This is a genomic window from Streptomyces sp. NPDC006365, assembly GCF_042870755.1.
Lineage (GTDB): Bacteria > Actinomycetota > Actinomycetes > Streptomycetales > Streptomycetaceae > Streptomyces > Streptomyces xiangluensis.
The window spans coordinates 583,912-603,827 of the sequence record NZ_JBIAHS010000001.1 but is presented as its reverse complement, the minus strand read 5'-3'; the positions used below and the strand labels follow the sequence as shown (position 1 = coordinate 603,827).

Annotated in this window: 16 protein-coding genes and 2 pseudogenes; 11 read left to right on the top strand and 7 right to left on the bottom strand. The window is 70.3% G+C overall.

Going from position 1 to position 19,916, the window contains the following annotated elements; all coding sequences use genetic code 11:
• The first annotated feature begins 53 nt into the window (after nt 1-53).
• From ACFYO0_RS02730 to ACFYO0_RS02710, 5 genes are all read left to right on the top strand, one after another.
• Nucleotides 54-725, top strand: a complete 672-nt coding sequence (locus ACFYO0_RS02730; RefSeq protein ID WP_388669465.1) for a bifunctional 4-hydroxy-2-oxoglutarate aldolase/2-dehydro-3-deoxy-phosphogluconate aldolase — start codon at nt 54-56, stop codon at nt 723-725.
• Entirely contained in the window at nt 722-1,681 is a 960-nt protein-coding gene (locus ACFYO0_RS02725; protein ID WP_388669462.1) for a sugar kinase, read from the top strand. The genes ACFYO0_RS02730 and ACFYO0_RS02725 overlap by 4 nt, the downstream gene beginning before the upstream one ends.
• 63 nt (nt 1,682-1,744) lie before the next feature.
• Nucleotides 1,745-2,818: a lactonase family protein gene (locus ACFYO0_RS02720; protein WP_388669459.1), complete on the top strand. Its 1,074-nt coding sequence runs from the start codon at nt 1,745-1,747 to the stop codon at nt 2,816-2,818.
• Nucleotides 2,819-2,888: 70 nt separating this feature from the next.
• Nucleotides 2,889-4,412 (top strand): alpha-N-arabinofuranosidase, encoded by a 1,524-nt coding sequence (locus ACFYO0_RS02715; protein WP_388669456.1) that lies wholly within the window; start codon nt 2,889-2,891, stop codon nt 4,410-4,412.
• Nucleotides 4,413-4,488: 76 nt separating this feature from the next.
• A complete protein-coding gene (locus ACFYO0_RS02710) occupies nt 4,489-5,406 on the top strand; it encodes a glycosyl hydrolase (protein ID WP_388669453.1) in 918 nt (305 codons plus the stop codon).
• Here ACFYO0_RS02710 and ACFYO0_RS02705 read toward each other — a convergent pair.
• Nucleotides 5,390-5,818: pseudogene (locus ACFYO0_RS02705) on the bottom strand (IS200/IS605 family accessory protein TnpB-related protein); the annotation flags it as partial. The gene ACFYO0_RS02710 and the pseudogene ACFYO0_RS02705 sit on opposite strands and share 17 nt — an antisense overlap.
• 351 nt (nt 5,819-6,169) lie before the next feature.
• Here ACFYO0_RS02705 and ACFYO0_RS02700 point away from each other — a divergent pair.
• Nucleotides 6,170-6,676: a SigE family RNA polymerase sigma factor gene (locus tag ACFYO0_RS02700; RefSeq protein ID WP_388669450.1), complete on the top strand. Its 507-nt coding sequence runs from the start codon at nt 6,170-6,172 to the stop codon at nt 6,674-6,676.
• Nucleotides 6,677-6,908: 232 nt separating this feature from the next.
• Here ACFYO0_RS02700 and ACFYO0_RS02695 read toward each other — a convergent pair whose 3' ends face one another.
• Nucleotides 6,909-7,166 (bottom strand): hypothetical protein, encoded by a 258-nt coding sequence (locus ACFYO0_RS02695; RefSeq protein ID WP_388669447.1) that lies wholly within the window; start codon nt 7,164-7,166, stop codon nt 6,909-6,911.
• A 130-nt stretch (nt 7,167-7,296) separates the two neighbouring features.
• Between ACFYO0_RS02695 and ACFYO0_RS02690 the strand changes: the two genes are divergently transcribed.
• On the top strand, nt 7,297-9,021 hold the full coding sequence (locus tag ACFYO0_RS02690; protein ID WP_388669444.1) for a dolichyl-phosphate-mannose--protein mannosyltransferase: 1,725 nt from the start codon (nt 7,297-7,299) through the stop codon (nt 9,019-9,021).
• A gap of 224 nt (nt 9,022-9,245) precedes the next feature.
• On the opposite strand, the pseudogene ACFYO0_RS02685 reads toward ACFYO0_RS02690, so the two are convergent.
• Nucleotides 9,246-10,469: pseudogene (locus tag ACFYO0_RS02685) on the bottom strand (RNA-guided endonuclease InsQ/TnpB family protein).
• A gap of 43 nt (nt 10,470-10,512) precedes the next feature.
• On the opposite strand from ACFYO0_RS02685, the gene tnpA reads away from it, so the two are divergent.
• Nucleotides 10,513-10,911 carry an IS200/IS605 family transposase gene (tnpA, locus tag ACFYO0_RS02680; protein ID WP_388670822.1) on the top strand — a complete coding sequence of 133 codons (399 nt, stop codon included), beginning with the start codon at nt 10,513-10,515 and terminating at the stop codon, nt 10,909-10,911.
• Between the two features lie 176 nt (nt 10,912-11,087).
• Here the strand turns inward: tnpA and ACFYO0_RS02675 are convergent, their stop codons facing one another.
• Nucleotides 11,088-11,264, bottom strand: a complete 177-nt coding sequence (locus ACFYO0_RS02675; RefSeq protein ID WP_388669441.1) for a hypothetical protein — start codon at nt 11,262-11,264, stop codon at nt 11,088-11,090.
• A gap of 243 nt (nt 11,265-11,507) precedes the next feature.
• Between ACFYO0_RS02675 and ACFYO0_RS02670 the strand changes: the two genes are divergently transcribed.
• The 3 genes from ACFYO0_RS02670 to ACFYO0_RS02660 all read left to right on the top strand — a co-directional run bounded on the left by ACFYO0_RS02670 (nt 11,508) and on the right by ACFYO0_RS02660 (nt 13,586).
• Nucleotides 11,508-12,425 carry a hypothetical protein gene (locus tag ACFYO0_RS02670; RefSeq protein WP_388669439.1) on the top strand — a complete coding sequence of 306 codons (918 nt, stop codon included), beginning with the start codon at nt 11,508-11,510 and terminating at the stop codon, nt 12,423-12,425.
• 7 nt (nt 12,426-12,432) lie between these two features.
• Entirely contained in the window at nt 12,433-12,612 is a 180-nt protein-coding gene (locus ACFYO0_RS02665; RefSeq protein ID WP_388669436.1) for a hypothetical protein, read from the top strand.
• A gap of 164 nt (nt 12,613-12,776) precedes the next feature.
• Nucleotides 12,777-13,586 carry an SAM-dependent methyltransferase gene (locus ACFYO0_RS02660; protein ID WP_388669434.1) on the top strand — a complete coding sequence of 270 codons (810 nt, stop codon included), beginning with the start codon at nt 12,777-12,779 and terminating at the stop codon, nt 13,584-13,586.
• 63 nt (nt 13,587-13,649) lie between these two features.
• On the opposite strand, the gene ACFYO0_RS02655 is transcribed toward ACFYO0_RS02660, so the two are convergent.
• The 3 genes from ACFYO0_RS02655 to ACFYO0_RS02645 all read right to left on the bottom strand — a co-directional run bounded on the left by ACFYO0_RS02655 (nt 13,650) and on the right by ACFYO0_RS02645 (nt 19,867).
• Nucleotides 13,650-14,633, bottom strand: a complete 984-nt coding sequence (locus ACFYO0_RS02655; RefSeq protein ID WP_388669431.1) for an aldo/keto reductase — start codon at nt 14,631-14,633, stop codon at nt 13,650-13,652.
• A 101-nt stretch (nt 14,634-14,734) separates the two neighbouring features.
• A complete protein-coding gene (locus ACFYO0_RS02650) occupies nt 14,735-18,733 on the bottom strand; it encodes a substrate-binding domain-containing protein (protein ID WP_388669428.1) in 3,999 nt (1,332 codons plus the stop codon).
• Between the two features lie 192 nt (nt 18,734-18,925).
• Nucleotides 18,926-19,867: a polysaccharide lyase family 1 protein gene (locus ACFYO0_RS02645; RefSeq protein ID WP_388669425.1), complete on the bottom strand. Its 942-nt coding sequence runs from the start codon at nt 19,865-19,867 to the stop codon at nt 18,926-18,928.
• Between the last annotated feature and the right edge of the window lie 49 nt (nt 19,868-19,916).

Sequence of the window (19,916 nt, the reverse complement as noted above, 5' to 3'; positions counted from 1 at the left end):
CTTCGTATGACCACCACCCAGCGCTTCGGCACGTCGTCCGCGGCGGTGAGGTCTTGACCGAGCGTCCCCCACTCACCCCGCAGCTGGGCGGGACCCGCGTCATGGCCATCCTGCGGTCGGCCGACGCGACGGGACTGCCCGCAGTGGCCCGGGCCCTCGCGGACGGTGGCATCACCTGCCTGGAGGTCACCCTCACCACATCGGGTGCCCTCGACGCGCTGGCCACCATCCGGGACGAGCTCGGGCCCGATGTGGCGGTCGGCGCCGGCACGGTGATCACCACCGAGCACGCCCGGGAAGCGCTCGCGGCCGGGGCCGAGTTCCTGGTGGCCCCGGCCGTGGACACCGACGTGATCCGCGGCTCGACCGACAGCGGCATCCCGTTCTACCCGGGCGCCTGGACACCCACCGAGGTGTCCACCGCCTGGCGGGCGGGTGCCGCCGCCGTCAAGCTCTTCCCCGCGAGCACCGGCGGTCCCGACCACCTGCGGCAGCTGCGGGCGCCGCTGCCGGACATCCCGCTCGTCGCCGTCGGCGGAGTCGGCATCGACCAGGCCCGCGACTACCTCGACGCGGGCGCCCTCGCCGTCGGCATCGGCTCCCCGCTGCTGCGCGGAGCGGACCGGAATCCGGCACCGGAGACCCTGGACGCCCTCACGGCGAGGACCCGCACGCTGCTCGAAGCGATCCGGGCCACGTCCAGTCATCAGGAGATCGGCCCGTGAACGACCCTTCCCAGCAGCGCTACTTGGTGACCGTCGGCGAGGTCCTCGCGGTCCTGGCCGCGTCGGACACCGGCCCACTGGCCCTCGGCTCCGACCTGCGTCTCGGGCTCGCCGGAGCCGAGTCGAACGTCGCCGTGGGCGTCAGCCGGCTCGGCGGGTCCGCCACCTGGATCGGCCGCGTCAGCGACGACGCACTCGGCGACCTCATCCTCCGCGAGCTGCGCGCGGAAGGCGTCACCACGGTCGCCGCACGCGACCGAGCCCCCACCTCGCTGTTGCTGCGCGAACGCCGTACGGCCACGCACAGCCGTACGCGCTACTACCGCACCCACACGGCGGGTGCCCGGCTGTCCGCCGACGACATCCCCGAGGACCTCGTCGCAGGCGCGGCGGTCCTGCACATCACCGGGATCACCCCGGCGCTGGGCGAAGGTCCGGCGCGTGCCGTCACCCGGGCGGTGGACATCGCCGTCGACGCCGGCGTACCGGTCTCACTGGACATCAACTTCCGGTCGCTGCTGTGGAACGAGCAGGAGGCCGGGCGCACGCTGCTGCCGCTGCTGCGCAGAAGCAACCTGGTCTTCGCGGGACCGCACGAGGCCCGTCTCATGGTGCCGGACGCCGACGGCCCGGAGGAGCTCGCCAAGCGCATCTGCGATCTCGGCCCCACCGGAGCCGTCATCAAACTGGGCGCCGAGGGCGCGTACGCCCTCCTCGACGGCCGGGAACACCGGCAGCCCGCCGTGCCCGTCACCCTGCACGACTCCGTGGGCGCGGGAGACGCGTTCGCCGCCGGATACCTCGCCGAACTGCTCTCGGGGGAACCGCCGGAGAAGCGCCTGCGGACGGCGGCCCTGCTCGGCGCCTTCGCCGTCAGCACCACCGGCGACTGGGAAGGCCTGCCCAGGCGCAACGAACTGGATCTGCTGGACCACCACGACGACATCGTGCGCTGAGCCCTTCCCGGCACCCCATCCGCGCAGGTACCCACCCGCTCAAGGAACTTCCAGGGACCACCCATGCCCACGCCTTCCTCCACCGATGAGGTCGCTGTCCTCATCGGCTCCTACACACCCGACTCCGGCGGGGACGGTGCCGGGATCGCAGCGCTGAAACTCGCCCCGGCAACCGGCCACCTGGCGCACGACACCAAAATGCCGCCGCTGCGCGTCAGCGGGGCATCCTTCCTGGCGGCGCATCCCTCGCTCGACGTCGTCTACAGCACGAACGAGACCGATCCGGGCACCGTCAGCGCCCTGGTCCGGCACGGCGACGGCCAACTGTCCCCGCTGGGCGACCCGCCCAGCAGCGGCGGCGCCAACCCGTGCCACCTCACCGTCCACCCGGACGGGGGCTGGCTGCTGACCGCGAACTACGGCAGCGACACGGCGCCCGGCAGCGTGGCCGTGCACCGTCTCGACGCGGACGGACGCCCGGTGGAGCTGACCGACATCGCCGTCCACGAAGGGGCGGGCCCGGTCGTCGGGCGGCAGGAGGGCAGCCACGCCCACCAGGTGCTCGTCGACCCGGCCGGCCGTTACGTCCTCGCCACCGACCTGGGCGCCGACGCGGTCTTCACCTACCGGCTCGACACCCGGACCGGCACCCTGGAGCGGGTCGTGGTGAACCGGCTGCGCCCCGGTTCCGGTCCTCGCCACCTCGCCTTCGCTCCCGGGGGTGAGCTGGTGTTCAGCGCGGACGAACTGTCCTCGACAGTCACCTGCCACCGGTACGACGCCGGTACGGGCACCCTGACGGGACTCTCCTCAGTGCCCGCCACGGCGGTCCGGGACGTCACCAACCAGCCGGGCGGCATCGTCGCCTCGCCATGCGGCCGTTTCGTGTGGGTGACCAATCGGGGCGCGGACACGGTGGCCGCGTTCCGGGTCACCGGCACAACACTGGAACCGATCGACGAGATGCCCGCCGGCGGCACCTGGCCGCGCGGCCTGACCCACGCGGACGATCACCTGCTGGTCGCCAACCAGCACAGCGGGACGCTCGTCGCGCTGCGTGTCCTGGACGACGGGGCGCTGCGGCAGGCGGGCCCGGCGCTGTCCGTTCCGTCGGTGGTCTGCGCGCTCGCCCCCTGACACCCGCTTCGCCCCGAACACCTCGTCCGCAAACGCCGGACAGCCTCAAAACAGCCAACGAAAGGCAGTCATGTCCCGCCCCACCACCCCCGCACGCTTCACCCTCGACCCGGCGTTCGGCATCGGCTCCGTCAACTCCCGGCTGTACGGATCTTTCGTCGAGCACCTGGGCCGCTGCGTCTACACCGGCATCTACGAACCCGGCCACCCGCAGGCCGACGCCGACGGCCTGCGCCGGGACGTTCTGGAGCTGATCCGGGAACTGGGCGTCACCACCGTGCGCTACCCGGGCGGCAACTTCGTCTCCGGCTACCGCTGGGAGGACTCCGTGGGACCGCGCGAGGAGCGCCCGGTCCGGCTGGATCTGGCCTGGAAGTCCACCGAGACCAACGAGTTCGGCCTCGGGGAGTTCATGGACTTCTGCGCCAAGACCGGCATGGAACCCATGATGGCCGTCAACCTCGGCACCCGCGGGGTGGAGGACGCCCTGCGGCTGCTGGAGTACAGCAACCACCCGGGCGGCACCGAGCTGTCCGACCGCCGTGCCGCCCACGGCGCCAAGGAGCCGTTCGGCATCAAGATGTGGTGCCTGGGCAACGAGATGGACGGGCCCTGGCAGACCGGGCACAAGACGGCGGAGGAGTACGGGCGGCTCGCCGCCGAGACCGCTCGCGCCATGAGAATGATCGACCCCGGCCTGGAACTGGTCGCGTGCGGCAGTTCGGCGTCCTCCATGCCGACCTTCGGCTCCTGGGAGGCGACCGTCCTGGAAGCCGCGTACGACCAGGTCGACCACATCTCGCTGCACGCCTACTACGAGGAGATCGACGGCGACCGCGACTCCTTCCTGGCCTCCGCCGTCGACATGGAGCACTTCATCGAGTCGGTCGTCGCCACTTGCGACCACGTCCGGGCGCGGCTCAAGGAGAAGAAGCGGATCAACCTCTCCTTCGACGAGTGGAACGTCTGGTACCAGAAGCGGCCCAATCCCCACCAGGTCGAGGACTGGCAGCAGGCCCCGCGCCTGCTGGAGGACGTCTACACCGTCACCGACGCCGTCGTGTTCGGCTCGCTGCTCATCGCCCTGTTGCGGCACGCCGACCGGGTGACCGCCGCCTCCCTGGCCCAGCTCGTCAACGTCATCGCGCCGATCATGACCGAGCCGGGCGGCCCGGCCTGGCGGCAGACCACCTTCTTCCCCTTCGCCCAGGCGGCGACGTACGGGCGCGGCCGGGTGCTGCGCGTCGACGTGGACAGCCCGGCGTACCCCACCGCCCGCTTCGGTGACGTACCGCTGCTCCACGCCACCGCCGTGGTCGACGACGAGACCGGCGCCGTCACCGTCTTCGCGGTCAACCGCAGCCAGACGGACACTCTGCCGCTGAGCATCGACCTGCGCGGCGTCGGCGCCCACTCCCTGGCGGAGCACCTGGTCCTGGCCGACAGCGACCCGGAGGCAACGAACACCGCGGACCAGCCCGACCGGGTCACCCCGCACCCCGCCACCGGCACCACCGTGACCGGCGGTGTCCTCCACGCCGAACTCGAGCCGCTCTCCTGGAACATGATCCGGCTGACGAACCGGCAGGACTGACCACTCACGACACCCTCACACTCACGCCTGGGAAGAACCGATGACAACCGTTGCCCGACCTCTGTTCCGAGACCCCATGCACGACGGCGCGACCGACCCCACTGTCATCTGGAACCGGCAGGCCGGCGAGTGGTGGATGTTCTACACGAGCCGTCGCGCCGACGCGCCGCCGATGGACGACGTGAGCTGGATACACGGGACCGACATCGGGATCGCGTCCTCCGCGGACGGCGGAGCCGGCTGGCTGTACCGGGGAATCGCCGAGGGGCTGGACATCGAGCCCGGGCGGCACACCTACTGGGCCCCCGAGATCATCGACGACGGAACCGAGTACCACATGTTCGTCAGCGTGATCCGCGGTGTTCCGACCCAGTGGGCGGGCCATGCACGCGTGATCCGTCACTACACGAGCCATGACCTCTTCTCCTGGACCTACCGTTCCACCCTGTCGCTCTCGTCCGAGAGAGTGATCGACGCCTGCGTCCTGCGGCTCCCCACGGGCGGCTACCGCCTGTGGTACAAGGACGAGGCCGATCACGCGCACACCTACGCGGCGGACAGCGACGATCTGGCCGAGTGGACCGTCCGGGGGCCCGCCGTCGAGATCTCGAAGCACGAAGGCCCGAACGTCTTCGAGCTCGGCGGCAGCTACTGGATGCTCATCGACGAATGGCATGGCCAGCGGGTTCTTCACTCACGGGACCTGGAGACATGGGAACCGCGAGGACTCATCCTCGATCGCCCCGGGCAGGGCCCGGACGACGGGGGGTACGGCTATCACGCCGATGTCGTCACGAGCGAACTCGGCGCGTTCGTCTTCTACTTCTCGCACCCCAGGCGATCCGACGACGACCCTGGACCCCACATCGACCACAACGGCCGGCGGAGCTCGATTCAGGTCGCCCGCCTGCGGGTGAGCGGAGACACCCTCGTGTGCGACCGCGACGAAACCCTCGAGGCCCCCATCCTCCCTCTCGAAGGGCCTGACCGGTGACACTAACCGCGATGGCGAGGCCGTGCCGGGCGTTGGCCAACTCGGCGAGCGGGGCGGGCAGTTTGATGCTGATCTCGCCCTTGAGTGTGACGCGGATCGTCTCGTTGCCATACCGCTTGCCCGATTCGCCATCCGTCTGAAGGAACCACCGCTCGGCTTCCCAGCGCTCCCGCCACCCAGCCTCGGTCAGCCCCGTGTCAGTGAGGTTGTGCCGGTTGCGGGCCAGCCGCTTCCCGCCGCGGACCACGTGCACGACACCGGCCTCACGGTCCGCCCGCTCCCGCTGCAGACGATCCTCAAGGACGTGGAGCCGGCGCGTCTTCGCATGCCACTCCTGCTTGCTGCGGTATCCGCCGGGAGCCCGCTTGGATCCCTTCTCCCCGACCGGAGGCGACAACCGATGCCGGACCGTGCTGAAGGCACCATCGCCGTGAACTGGGCGTTCGACGAGGCACGTTCCGGATCGACGTCGACGTACCCCCCAGGATCGACGGCGACCGTCGTTCTCCCGGACGGTACGGACCTTTCGCGCCGCCGAGTGGACGGGCCATCGAGCTGCCCGGGCTGGGCAGCGTGGCCGACAAGCGCAGCCGGGCGGCCTCGAGTTCGCGGTGGGCGCGGCCCCCGGTGCAGGGAAGTCGCGTTCGGGGCCTGCCAGGACGGGCATATGTGAGCCAGACCACAGGTCGAGGGTGCATAGCGGGGCAGGGGCCAGTGCCTTTATCTAGGGTGTAGGGGCGTGCGGGGGTAAGGGGCAACGTTGATGGGGCGGTTGCCGGCCGATGAGTTCGACCGGTTCGTGGCGGCTCGGTGGTCGGCATTGCTTCACCTGGCGCGGCTGCTCACCGGCGGAGACCGGCACCGGGCCGAGGATCTGCTGCAGGAGGCGCTGGTCAAGCTGTGGTTTGCCTGGCCGAAGGTGGCCGAGCAGGCGCCCGAGGCGTATGTGCGCCGGGTCCTGGTCCGTGGCGCGGCTCGCTCGGCACGGCGTCGCTGGTGGGGCGAGCACCCCGTGGACCAGCTGCCCGACCCGCCCGAGGTGGGGGATGAGACCGCCGCCGTGGATGAACGGACCCGGTTGGAGGCCATGTTGGCGTTGTTGCCGGCGCGGCAGCGGGCTGCGGTGGTGCTGCGCTACTACCAGGACCTGCCCGAGCGGCACGTCGCGGAGGTGCTGGGGTGTCCGGTGGGTACCGCCCGTTCGCTGACGGCACGCGGCGTCGCACGGTTGCGGCAGCTTCTGGCTGAGGCCGTCGAGCCGGTGGAGTGAAAAGGGGAGCCATGGATCACTTCGAGCAGGAGCTGGCACGGATGATGCGTGACAGCCAAGAGGACACGCCCTATGAGGAGCGGCACAGACACCGACTGCAAACCGGCGTTCGCGCCCGACGGCGCGCCCGGACGGCCTGGATGGCCACCGGATCCGTGCTGACCGTTGCCGGACTTGGAGTCGGACTGGTGGTCCTGCCGAGCTCTTTCGCTCAGGGCGGGCCTGCCGGCCCTCAGCCCCGCCCCGTCACCTCTGCCGAGTCGGCCTCGATGCCCTCGACGGCCCGCCCCGCCTCCACCGCCAAGGAGGTGCCGACGTCGACCTGCACGTCAGCCACCGGACCGGTGCCGATGCCCTCGACCGCCCGCTCCGCCTCCACCGCCAAGGAGGTGCCGATGCCGACCTGCACGTCTACCACCAGGCCGGCGCCGATGCCGTACCGACCCTCAACCCCCGAGACGGTCCCGATGCCGACGCGAACCTCAACCACCAGGTAGCGCCTTGGCCTGGTTCATGCGGTCCCGATGGGTCAGGGCTGCCTGAGCCGACGTGACCACCACCGACCGCCGGGCAGCTGGTCCCCCGCTTGTCCCGTTCTCCACGAGTTGAAAGCTCACCACGTGATCCGTGCGAAAGCGCCCGCGTCTGTCGACGTGCCGCAAAAGGCGGCGCCTCGCCGGCCGACCTCCTGGGAGCGGCGGTTGCGCCACTTCGGGTACGCGGAGCGGCCGCGTACGTCCGTGCGCGACCGCCTGGTGATGCCGTTTCCCGAACGCGGGTCACGGCTGTGGCGCACGCTCGGGCTGTCCCCGGTAGCGGCGGGCCGACTGGCGCGCTGGTCAGGGTGGGCCGGGCCGCTCCTGGTGGCACTCCTTGCCGGACTGCCGCGCTTTTGGCGTCTGGGCAGCCCGCGGGACGTCGTCTTCGACGAGACCTACTACGCCAAGGACGCCTGGGCCTTGCTGCGGCTCGGTTACGAGGGCACCTGGCCGGACCGCAAGGTCGCCGACCCGCAGATCCTGGCCGACCCCCAGATGATCCCGCTCTCCGACACCGGGTCCTTCGTCGTGCACCCGCCGACGGGCAAGTGGGTGATCGCCCTCGGCGAGTGGATGTTCGGCCTCAACCCCTTCGGCTGGCGCTTCATGACCGCGGTCCTGGGCACGCTGTCGGTGCTGATGGTGTGCCGCACAGGCCGCCGCCTGTTCCGCTCGACGGTACTGGGTTGCCTGGCCGGCGCGCTCTTGGCGGTGGACGGCCTGCACTATGTGATGAGCCGCACCGCTCTGCTCGACCTCGTCGTCATGTTCTTCGTCCTGGCCGCGTTCGGCTGCCTGCTCCTCGACCGGGACCGGGCGCGGGCCCGGCTCGCGGCAGCCCTACCGGCGGGCGAGGACAGCCACGCGCGCCCCGACGAGGACACCGGCGACCGCGCCGCGACGGGAGTGCGTCCATGGCGGCTCGCGGCCGGCTTCTTCCTGGGACTGGCGATCTCGGTCAAATGGAGCGGCCTGTACTTCCTGGCCTCCTTCCTCATCCTGACCCTGCTGTGGGACGTCGGCGCCCGCCGTGTCGCGGGGGCACGGCACCCGTACCGTGCGGTGCTGCGCAAGGACCTCGGCTGGTCGGTGGTGTCCGTCGTGCCGGCTGCCGTGGTGACGTATCTGGCGACGTGGACCGGCTGGTTCCTGTCCGACAACGGCTATGGGAGACACTGGGCGGACGGCCGCGGCGGCACATGGTCGTGGATTCCGGCACCACTTCGCAGCCTGTGGCACTACGAGTACGGGGTCTACCAGTTCCATGTGGGACTGCACACTCCGCACAAGTACGAGTCGAATCCCTGGAGTTGGCTGGTCCTCGGCCGTCCCGTGCTGTTCCACTCACAGTCACCGGAGCCCGGCAAGGCCGGCTGCCAGGCGACGGCCGACTGCTCGCAGACGATCCTCGCACTGGGCACACCGCTGCTGTGGTGGTCGGCATGCTGCGCCCTCGTGTATCTGCTCTTCCGGTGGGCGCTGCGCCGCGACTGGCGCGCCGGTGCGGTTCTGTGTGCCGTAGGCGCGGGTTATCTTCCCTGGTTCCTGTACCAGGACCGAACGATCTTCTCCTTCTACGCCGTCGTCTTCGTGCCGTACCTGTGCCTGGCCGTGGCGATGATGGTGGGCGCGCTGCTGGGTCCGCCGGGGACGAGCGAAACACGCCGCACAAGCGGTGCGGTGGCTGCGGGCGCGCTGGTGCTGCTCATCACCTGGAACTTCATCTATTTCTTCCCGATCTACACGGGCCTGACGATTCCGTATCCCAGCTGGCACACCCGCATGTGGCTCGACACCTGGATATGAGCTCCGTCCTGACAGTCTCCGACGTGACGTCGCACCTGGCTCACCGGGACGTGACGCCGGGCATCCTCCGTCGTCACGCTGACCGTGCCGGCGGTCGCTCCCCTGGCTGCGGGACGGGCGCCGTTTCCGTCCGACTGCGGAGCCGGACCCTGCGGTTTCCTGGATTGACATGCTCCTCGGACTGAAGCCCGGGGATTCTGGCCTTCCGTTCCGTTGCCGTGCCGCTACGCGGCACGGGGTTCGGTCGGGAATCCGTGGCTTCCTGTTTCTTCGCGCTGTGCCAGAACAGGTTCTGGTCTTACCGGCGCTCCGCAGGCCGATGCCGCCAGTCCGGCGGCCGTCTTCACATTGATCGCGGCATTGATGTCACGGTCGTGGACCGTCCCGCAGGCGGCACACGTCCACTCCCGCACATCGAGGGGCTTGGGCCCGTCCTGGACACCGCAGGCCGAGCAGACCTGACTCGTCGGCTCGAACCGGCCGATCTTCACCAGAGTGCGACCATACCGTTCTGCTTTGTAGGCCAGCATGCTGATGAACGAGGACCAGCCGGCGTCGTGCACGGACTTGGCCAGCCTCGTGCGGGCCAGTCCCGCCACCGACAGGTCCTCCACGGCGATCGCTTGGTTCTCGCAGATCAGCTTCGTGGAGAGCTGGTGGTGGAACTCGCGGCGGGCGTCGGCGACCTGGGCGTGGGCGCGGGCGACCTTCAGGCGGGCCTTGGCCCGGTTCCTGGATCCCTTCTGCTTGCGGGACAGCTCCCGCTGGGCTTTCTTCAGTTTCTTCTCCGCGCGGCGCAGGAAACGCGGGGAGTCGATCTTCGTGCCGTCGGACAGGACCGCGAAGTGGGTCAGGCCGAGGTCGATGCCAATGGTGCGGCCGGTTTCGGGCATCCGGGTCGCGTCGGCGGCCGGGTCGGTGTCGATGACGAAGGACGCGAAGAATCTGCCCGCACTGTCCTGGATGACGGTGACCGAGGTGGGGGTGGCGGGCAAGGCACGGGACCACTTCACCTTCACCGCCCCGATCTTCGGCAGGTACAGCCGGCCGCTGTCGGTGATCTTCCAGCGGGCGTTCGCGGTGAACCGGATCGACTGCCGGGCGTCCTTGCGGGACTTGAAGCGGGGCGGGCCGGTCCTGGGGCCCTTGCGGGTGCCCTTGAGGGAGGCGAAGAAGTTGCGGTATGCGGTCTCGGCGTCGCGCAGGGACTGCTGCAGGACCACCGCGGAGACCTCGCCCAGCCAGGAGCGTGAGGTGGTCTGCTTTGCCTGGGTGATCAGGCGGGTGGACAGCTCGCCGATCTTCGGGAACGGCTGCTGGGCCTTGCGGGCGTCCTCGCGGGCACGCACCGCGTCGTTGAACACGACGCGGGCTCACCCGAACGCCTTCGCCAGCGCCCTCTGCTGGCCGGTGTCCGGGTACAGCCTGAAGGCGTACCGGAGCTGCATGACGGCCACGATACATACTTGGGTTATGGGTGAGATGTAGAAGATCAGAACTGGTCGGCACTGTGTTTTCGTGATGCATGTGCACTTGGTCTTCGTGACCAAGTTCCGGCACAAAGTGTTCACAGACACCCACTTGAGGCGCATGGAGGAGATCATGCGGTCCGTGTGCACGGACTTCGAGTGCGAGCTGGTGGAGTTCAACGGCGAGGACAACCACGTCCACCTGCTGGTGAACTTCCCGCCCAAGGTCGCCGTGACCAAGCTGGTCAACTCCCTCAAGGGCGTCTCCTCGCGCCGCCTGCGCCAGGAGTTTCCCGACCTCGTACGCCACTACTGGCGGGCCAACAAGCTGTGGTCCGGCTCCTACTTCGCCGGAACCGTCGGCGGCGCCCCGCTCACCGTGGTCAGGCAGTACATCGAGCAGCAGAACCGGCCGATATGAGCGTTCCCCGGCTCCGCCCGGGCAGGCCGTCATGACGCTTCACGCCATGAGTGACGAATGTGCCATCTCCGGCTCCGCCGGATCAGATACGGCGACGCTCCGCGTCGCCACCATCAGATTCGCTTCACCCCCGGCGTGAACGCCGAGGCACTGCGAATGAATCCCGGTAGCGGCGGTTATGTGGTCCGGATGTCGTCCACCCTCTCCCCCTCCGCCTGGGATGGCTCGGTTCTGGGGACGTCCGGGTGCTGCTCCGTGGCCGCACGCTCGGCCGGTTCGTCGCGCTCGCCCTCGGCCTGGGATGGCGTGTGCGAGTACAGCCAGCGGTCGTAGTCCGAGGCGCCGGTCTTCATGACGGTCCTCCTTGGTCGCTCATCTCCCATACTCCTCCCGGGACCGCAACGGGGCCAGAGCAGCCCCAGGTGTTCAGAGGCCGACGTCGACGGCGGCGCTGGTGTGGCCGGCGATGATCTCGAATGCTTCGTTGATCGCCGCTCGGACCCGGTCCAGGCGCGGGCCTTTGAAAAAGGAGCCCCTCGTTCAGGCGGAGGCGCGGGGGGCTGGTGGTGAAATATTTAAAATGTCAGGTTTGGACCATGCCAACTGCCTTTCGGGGTGCGACCCCGTACTGCTACGCGAACTCACTCGCCATGGTCCTGGACCCGGACGCGCCTTCGCCCTCGGCGATCGAGGTTCTGACCGGGTCGCCCTTCGGTGCGCAGATCGAGGGCGGGCTGCCGTACTTCGATCCGCTCGGCTGGAATCCCGATCTCGGCCTCGACCAGGCCGTCGGGCTGCTCGGCTGGACCTGCCGCCGCACCACGGGCGGTACAGCGGACGAGGCCGTCGGCCGCCTGCAGGAGGCCACCGGGCGAGGGCCGGTGCTGGTCGGCCCCGTGGACATCGGGCTACTCCTGCACCAGCCCTGGTCGACCGGCACCGCCAACGGTGGCGGCCACTGGGTGGCGGTGCTCGGTGTCGACGACCGTACGGTGCTCTTCCACGACCCCGGCGGCTTCCCCTTCGCCACGCTGCCCATCGATGCCTTCGTGGCGGCCTGGCGGGAGCAACTGCCGTACTGCGCAGGTCCGTTCACCATGCGCAGCGACTTCCGGCGTACCGAACAGGTCGACGTATCGACGGCTCTGCGTCGGTCCCTGCCCGCCGCGTTCGGGTGGCTCACAGGTCAACACAGCGGGCCCGGCCGGCACTTGCAAGATGGCGGTGCTGCCGCGGTGGAGCGGCTCGCGGACGACGTACAGGCCGGGTTGGACGACGGTACCCTCAGCCACCTTGCCGAATTCGCCGTCCGGGTCGGCACCCGCCGTCTCGCCGACGCCTCGCTCTGGCTGGCCGAGATCGGCGAGATGCGCGCCTCCGGAATCGCGGAGCGTCAAGCGCGGCTGCTCGGCAGCGTGCAGTACGGCCTCGTCGTGGGTGACACGCGGTCGGCCGTCGGCGCGCTGCGGCAACTGGCGGCCGGATACGACGAGTTGGGGGCTGCGCTGATGTGATCATCCCTTGGCGCGGCTACACCAGGAAGAGCAGTTGGACGGTCGCCGCCGAGGTCCATCTGGCCCGGGCACGGTCCGCAACCACCTCTCCGCCGCCATGTCCAAGCTGGGAGCCCCCACGCTCGGCTTCGCTCACGCGGGGGCCCCCATCGCCGCCGCCCACGCCTGGCAGCAGGGCTGGATCTGACTCCCCCTCCCCCTCCCCATGCCGATTTGGGCCTGCCTGCGGCTCACTTGGCCAAATCCCATATGGTGCGGCCGAGTTCACCTGCCAGGACGTGGGCGGGAAGCCGGACCGTTCGACTAGATTGATGTCCGGTTACCGAACACCGATGCGCAGGAGGCACTTTCGTGTCCGATCAAGACCCCCAGCTCGCCGCCGCTGCCGAGATACGTGCCCGGATCGACACGACCAAGCCGCACTCCGCGCGTTTCTGGAACTACTTCGTGGGCGGCAAGGACAACTACGAGGTGGACCGCGAGATCGGGGACCAGATCAAGGAGATCTTCCCCGGCCTCGTCGACGTGGCGCGTACGAGCCGCCAGTTCCTCGGGCGCGCCGTCCGGCACCTGGCCGGCGAACAGGGCGTCCGGCAGTTCCTCGACATCGGTACCGGCCTGCCGACCGCCGACAACACCCACGAGGTGGCCCAGCGTGTGGCCCCCGACTCCCGGATCGTGTACGTCGACAACGACCCCATGGTCCTCGCTCACGCCCGCGCGCTGCTCACCAGCACACCCGAGGGCGAGACGGCGTACATCGACGCCGACTTCTACGAGCCCGAGGAGATCCTCAAGACGGCGGCGAGCACGCTGGACCTCTCGCAGCCCGTCGCCCTGATGATCCTCAACACCCTGGGCCATGTGGCCGATTACGAGCAGGCCCGCTCGCTGGTCTCACGTCTCATGGCCGGTCTGCCGTCCGGCAGTTACCTGGTCATCAGCGACAGCACCGCCACCAGCGAGGGCATGATCGCCGCGTCGAACGCGTACAACGAGAGCGGGGCCGTTCCGTACTACGTACGCAGCGTCGAGGAGATCGCCGGGTTCTTCGACGGGCTGGAACTGGTCGAGCCCGGCGTCGTCCAGGTCACCGAGTGGCGCCCGGAGTCCGACGTGTCGGTGGTCGACGCCTACGGCGCAGTGGGCCGCAAGCCGTAGCGGTACGGCTGCGGGGCGGTCAGGTGGCGAGGAGGGACCTACGCCGGCTGACCGCCCCCCCTGCTACCAGCGGTGGTGGACCTGCGCCCGGATGCTGCGGTCGTACAGCTCCCGTACGGCGTCGAGCGTCGCGTCCGGCAGTGGCGCCAGCGCGGCGGCCTCCGCGTTCGCACGCGCCTGCTCGGGAGAGCGGGCGCCGGGGATGACCGAGGTCACGCCGGGCTGCTGGATGATCCAGCGCAGTGCGGTCTGCGCGGGCGTCGCCCCCTTGGGCGCGAGTGCCGAGAACTCCGCGGCCGCTTCGAGGCCCGACTCGTAGTCGACACCGGAGAACGTCTCGCCCTGGTCGAAGGACTCGCCGTGCCGGTTGAACGTCCGGTGGTCGTCGGGCGGGAAGACGGTGTCCTTGGTGTATTTGCCGGACAGCAGCCCGGAGGCCAGCGGCACCCGCGCGATGATGCCCACGCCCGCCTCGGCGGCGGCCGGGAGCACCGCCTCCAGCGGCTTGAGCCGGAAGGCGTTGAAGATGATCTGGACGCTGGCCGTGCCGGGCCTGGCGATCGCGGTCAGCGCCTCCTCACAGGTCTCCACGCTCACGCCGTACGCGGCGATGCGCTGCTCCTCGACGAGGGTGTCCAGGGCGTCGAAGACCGCGTCGGAGGAGTAGACGGGTGTGGGCGGGCAGTGCAGTTGTACGAGATCGAGGGTGTCCACGCCCAGGTTCGCACGCGAACGGTCCGTCCAGGCACGGAAGTTGTCGAGGGTGTAGTGCGCCGGCTCCTGCGCCACGCGGCGGCCCATCTTCGTCGCGACGAGGAGATCCGCGTCCGGGCGTTCGCGCAGATAGCGGCCGATGAGCTGCTCGCTGCGCCCGTCGCCGTACACATCGGCGGTGTCGAAGAAGGTCACGCCGCTCTCGACGGCGGCGTCCAGCACGGCCAGCGCGTCCTCCTCCTTGACGTCGCCCCAGTCGGCGCCCAGCTGCCAGGTGCCGAGGCCGACGACGGAGACCTGCTGGTTGATCCTGCCGATTACCCGCTGTTCCATGGTGTCTCTCTCAGTGGTGCCCGTGGGACTTCAGTGCGATGGCGAGCCTCCAGCATCAGGCCTGAGAAGATCGCACGTCCAACAGAAGAACTCGCACGCATTCATGAGCCGGCCTTCTCAATGAGCCCCGTACCCGTACCCGTGCCCGCGTCCCGCGGCTGAGGACCGACCGCGGGACCGGCCGTGCGGTAGGCGTGCGGCGCGACGCCGGTCACCCTGCGGAACACCCGGCTGAAGTACGCCCGGTCGGTGAAGCCCACCGCCCGGGCCACGCTCTGGATGCTGTCCTCGCTGCCGCGCAGCTGCTCGCAAGCCCGCTGGATCCGAAGGCGCGTCAGGTACTCCCACACCGTGAGGCCGTACTGCTGGTGGAAGAGTCGGCCCAGGTGATCGGCGCTGACCCCGACGGCCTGGGCGATCTGCCAGCGGGAGATCCGCCGGCGGTAGTGCGTCTGGAGGCAGACCAGGGCCTGGTGGACGAGGGCCCGGTTCCGTCCGGCGGCCTGCGCCCCGTCGGCCGTCATCGCGACGACCAGCCGGGCGGTCTCGTCCTCGGTGAGGATGTCGCGGTCGAGGAGGACGAGACCGGGATGGGCCTTGGCGCGGTGGGCGTCGGCGTGGGTGAACCCTTCGGCGCTGAGCAGCAGTACGGGGCACGGCGGACGCCCTCCGACCAGATGTCCGCCGGCGAGCACTCCCCCGGCGGCCCCGCCTCCCGGGACGCCACCTTCTGCCAGGCCCGTTTCGCCGGGCCCTCCTTCCCAGAGGCGTCCTTCCAGCACCCGTATCCGGTCGACGAAGTCGAAGCCGTCCATGTCCGCGAGCGTCCGCTGCGCGATCACCAGGTGCGGTTCCTCCTCGGTGATCAGGGCGAGCGCCGTGGTGCCGTCGGCCGCGGTACGGACCGGGTGGCCGCGTAACGCGGTGGCCGCCGAGCGTCTGAGACGTTCCCGCGACGGTGTCGCTCCGTCGACCACGATCACCGGCCGCGGACTCTTGCTCGGCCGCTGGCCCCGAAGCGCCTGCGCGAGGTCCTCACCCGTCACCCCGAACAGCACGAACGGAGTGCCGCTCAGCGCAGGTTCGTCGTACAAGCGCTGCACCACCCGCCACTCCTCGGGCCCGGCGGCCTCGACGTCCCATACCACCGCGGCCACCGTGCGCTCGCCGGTGGGCGGGGCGGCGTCCGCGTCGGGGTCGGTGTCGGGGTCGGTGTCGGGGCCGACCGGGCGGAGCCGGAGCCGGTGCTGCCTGGCGAGGGCGGCGACATCCCCGGCGGGCCGGCCCGTACCGACAGCCAGCAGGATGCGCCCGGCTCCGGCCGAGGGCGCCCGCGGCCCCGGCACGGCGGGCAGCGGCAGTTCCACGGTCAGCCGGATGTGCGGCGGACTGTCGCCGACCGCGTACGAACCGCCGTGCAGCATCACCAGACGACGCGCCGTGGCCGAACCGAGGCCCGCCCCTTCGGCCTCCCCGGACCGCGGGTCCGCGGACGGATCGGCCACCGCCGTGACGGTGACCCTGACGGACGTCGGCGCGGTGCGCGCCGTCAGCACGACGCCTCCCTGCGTGTCGGCTCGCGCAGTGGCGTCCAGTACATGACAGACCGCTTTGGTCAGCTGTTCCCGGTCGGCTAGCACGGCCGGCAGCCGACGGGGCAGTACGAGTGACCAGTCGGCCCCGCCCGGTGCCGTGGCGGCGACGGCACGGAACGCCTTCACCAGTACGGGACGCGGGTCGATCAGCCGTGGGGACGGGCCGAGTTCGTCCGTCCCGGTGCGGGACCACTCCAGCAGATCGTCGACCAGTCGCAGCAGCCGGCCGGCATCGCGATGCACCAGCTGGAGCGCCTCACCCCCGCCCGCTTCGCCCCCGCCCACTTCGTCCCCGCCCGTTTCGGTGCCCGCATGCCGCCGGATCTCCTCCAGTGGTCCGCGCAGCTCCTGGGTGACCTGGGTCAGCAGTCGTGTCTTGAACGTGCTGGCCCGTTCCGCGGCGTCACGGGCGCGGCGCACCTCCGCGAACAGCCGGATGCCCTTCAGCGCCGCGCTGATCTGGTCACCCAGCGCCCGGTACAGGCTTCCTCGCCGGTCCGCCTCGTGCCCCGTACCGGATTCGAAGACGGCGAAGCCCAGTTGCTCGTCACCGACGTGGAGGGGTTCGAGCACGAAGGTGAACCGATCGGCCTCGGGCAGCAGTTCGTCGGGAAGCAGCAGGTGCGCGGGGTACGGATCCGGCTCGGGGCGCGCCCCGCCATGGTCGCCCGATGCGGACGGGACCGGCAGGACCCGCGCCAGTCCGCGGCCGGGGCCGGAGAGCCGGTCCCAGGCACCCTCGTAGAGCACCACCCGGCACCCCGGCAGCCCGCCCGCCACCGCGTGCCGCTCCAGTACCTCGCCGAGCCCGTCGAGATCGACCACCGTGGCCAGCGCCGTGCCGAACTCCCGCAGCCGGCCCGCTTCCTGGGCATCAAGCCACCGCTCGTATTCCAGCAGTCGCCTGGACGCATCGGCCGCCAGCAGCCTCGCCTGTGCGAGAAGCCGCTCCCCGCGGACCCGCGCGGCTTCCGGCAGACACCTGACCGCGTCGTCACGTATCTCCAGCAAGGCCCGCTCCCAGGCCGCCACCGTGTCCGGGCTGCGCACCTGCTGTCCCAGCAGGCGCTCCAGCATGGGTAGAAAGCCGTGGGGGCCGGAGCCGGGACCATGGACGTCGGCGCCCCCGAGGTCGGCGCCCCCGAGGTCGGCGCCCTGGACGCCAGGGCCCCGAGCGCCGGGGCGATCGACGTCCGCCACGCGATCGGCATCCGCCCACGCGGGATCCGCATCCGCACGGAACGCCGCCGCCAGCTCCCGCCCCGCGCAAGGAAGCGCCGCGAAGACCTCGTCGTACAAGAGCGAACCACCCGAGCGCGACCCGCTCGATCGCGGCCTCTGCGAGCGCGATCCGCCCGGTTGCGGCCCGTCGGTAAGCGACCCGCCCGAGCCCGACCCCTCGGTGAGCGACCCGCACGAGCGCAACCCATACGAGACCGACCTGCCCGAGCGCGGCCCCTCCAACCGCGACCCGCCCGGTTGCGGCCCGTCGGCGAGCGACCCACCCGAGCCCGACCCATCACCGAGCGACCCACCAGAAAGCGACCCCCCGCTCACCAAACCCTCCGCCACCAACGGCGAAGGACACCCGCAAGACCGGCGGACGACCACAGCCCCCGCAACCGCCCTGCGGTCCGGCGCACGCCCGCCCCGCAGCCGAGCCACCAACGTGTCCACGGCCAGCCCGCCCAGCTCCGCGAAGGGCAGCGAGACCGAGGTCAACGGCGGCTCGGAGAGCCGGGCTTCGGGGGAATCGTTGAAACCGACCACGACGACGTCCTCGGGTACCCGGATGCCCCGCCCGGCGAGCAACCGCAGCGCGTCCGCCGCCAGTACGTCACTGCAGGCGACCACCGCGTCGAAGTCGATACCGGGCCGCAGCCCGCGCGCGTCCAACAGCACCCGCATCGCCGAGGCACCGGCGCCCGCCGCGAAGTCGCCCGCGGCGCAGACGAGTTGGCGTTCGGCGGGCAGGCGGTACTGGGCCAGTGCCTGTGTGTAGGCGCGGTACCGGCCGAAGGAGACGGGGTTGGTGAGCGGCCCGCGGATGCACGCGGGGCGCCGTACGCCGTGCCGCGCGACCAAGTGGCCGACGAGCTCCCGCATACCCGCGTACGAGTCGAGTGTGAGGGTCTCGTGTTCGTCGACGCCCTCCAGGGCGTGGTTGAGGCTCACGACCGGCAGACGCCGAAGGGAGCGCAGCAAGCGTTCGGCGTGGTCGCCGGATGCCGGCAGGCCGAGGGTGGAGCTCCAGCAGACGACGCCGTCGAGCCGGGCCCGGCCCACCAGTTCGTACAGTGCGCTCCGCGATGCCTCGCCGCCCGGGCGCAGTGAGCCTCCCGGGAAGCACACGAGGTTCACGTCGTCGCGCTCCGCGGCCCTCAGCGCCCCGGACCACAACGTGGCCCCGACGCCGAGATGGATGTTCGCCGTGACCAGCCCGATCGTGAGCCGTTCCGGTACCTCCCGCCGTCCTGCGGCTCCGGCGGGCCCTTGTTCCGCCATAGGTGCCTCACTCGTCAGGTGTGCTCCCGGATGCCTGCCCGGGGATGTCCCGTCGGGTGGAGGAACGTAGGGGAAAGCGCTTACCGAGGCAAGACCCGCGGCACGGCTCGTCCGCGGGTCCTGCCCCGGTGTCCGTGCGGCCATCAGGTGCCGCACGGTGGGAGTCCGGTGTGCACCGGATCGAATGGTGCGTCAGATCTTGCCCACTCCGGCGCCCGCCATCACCGCGGCCTTCACGCCGGAGGCGGCGTCGGCGGTGTAGTCGTACGGGATGCTCGCCACGCTGCCGCCGGTCTGGCCCTCGCCGGAGCCCTCGAAGTGATTGTCCTTGGCGGCCAGCGTGCCGGGTCCGGAGTCGCCCTCGCCGAGGTGGAAGGGGTCCTCGGTGTTCTCGAAGTAGTTCCCCTCGACGAGCACACCCGCACCCTCGGTGGACGCCACGCCGTAGGACCCGATGTCGCTGAAGTAGTTGTTCAGCACGTGGACCGGGTTGCCGAAGCGGACGCGCGGGTTGCGCTGGCCGGTGCCGTCGAACCAGTTGTGGTCGTACGTCACCTTCAGCTTGCCGCTGTCCTCACTGCCGTTGTCGTCGGAGTGGCCCAGCAGCATGTTCTTGTCCTGGTCGTGACTGCGGTTCCACGAAACGGTGATGTTGTTCGAGGCCCGCTTGATGTCGACTCCGCCGTCGCCGGCGCCGGAGATGTCGTTGTGGTCGATCCAGACCTTCTCGGCGTACTCGACGTTGATCGCGTCGTCGCCGGAGCCCGAGAAGGCCAGGTTCTGGATGATCACGTTGTTGACCTTGCTGACGTTCAGACCGCCACCGGTGATCTTGCCATTGGTGCCGACGCCGACGATGGTCTTGTTGCCGGCGACCTTCGTCATGCCGCTGAGCGAGATGGTGCCGTCGACCTTCACGATCGTGGCGCCGCTGCTCTGAACGGCCGAGGTGAAGGCGGAGGCGTTGGACACGGTGACCGTGCTGCCGCCCGCACCTCCCGTCGTACCGGCGCCGAAACCGATGGGGCCTGCCGCAGCTACCGCTTTGTCGCCTTCCGACTCGGTCGGGACTCCGTTCGCGGTGGTCGCCGCGGTGACGGCCAGTACAACGGCCGTCCCGGCGGCGACGCTCATCAAAGTGATCCTTGCGCTCGTCCTGCGCATGGGATTCTCCATCCGTGGG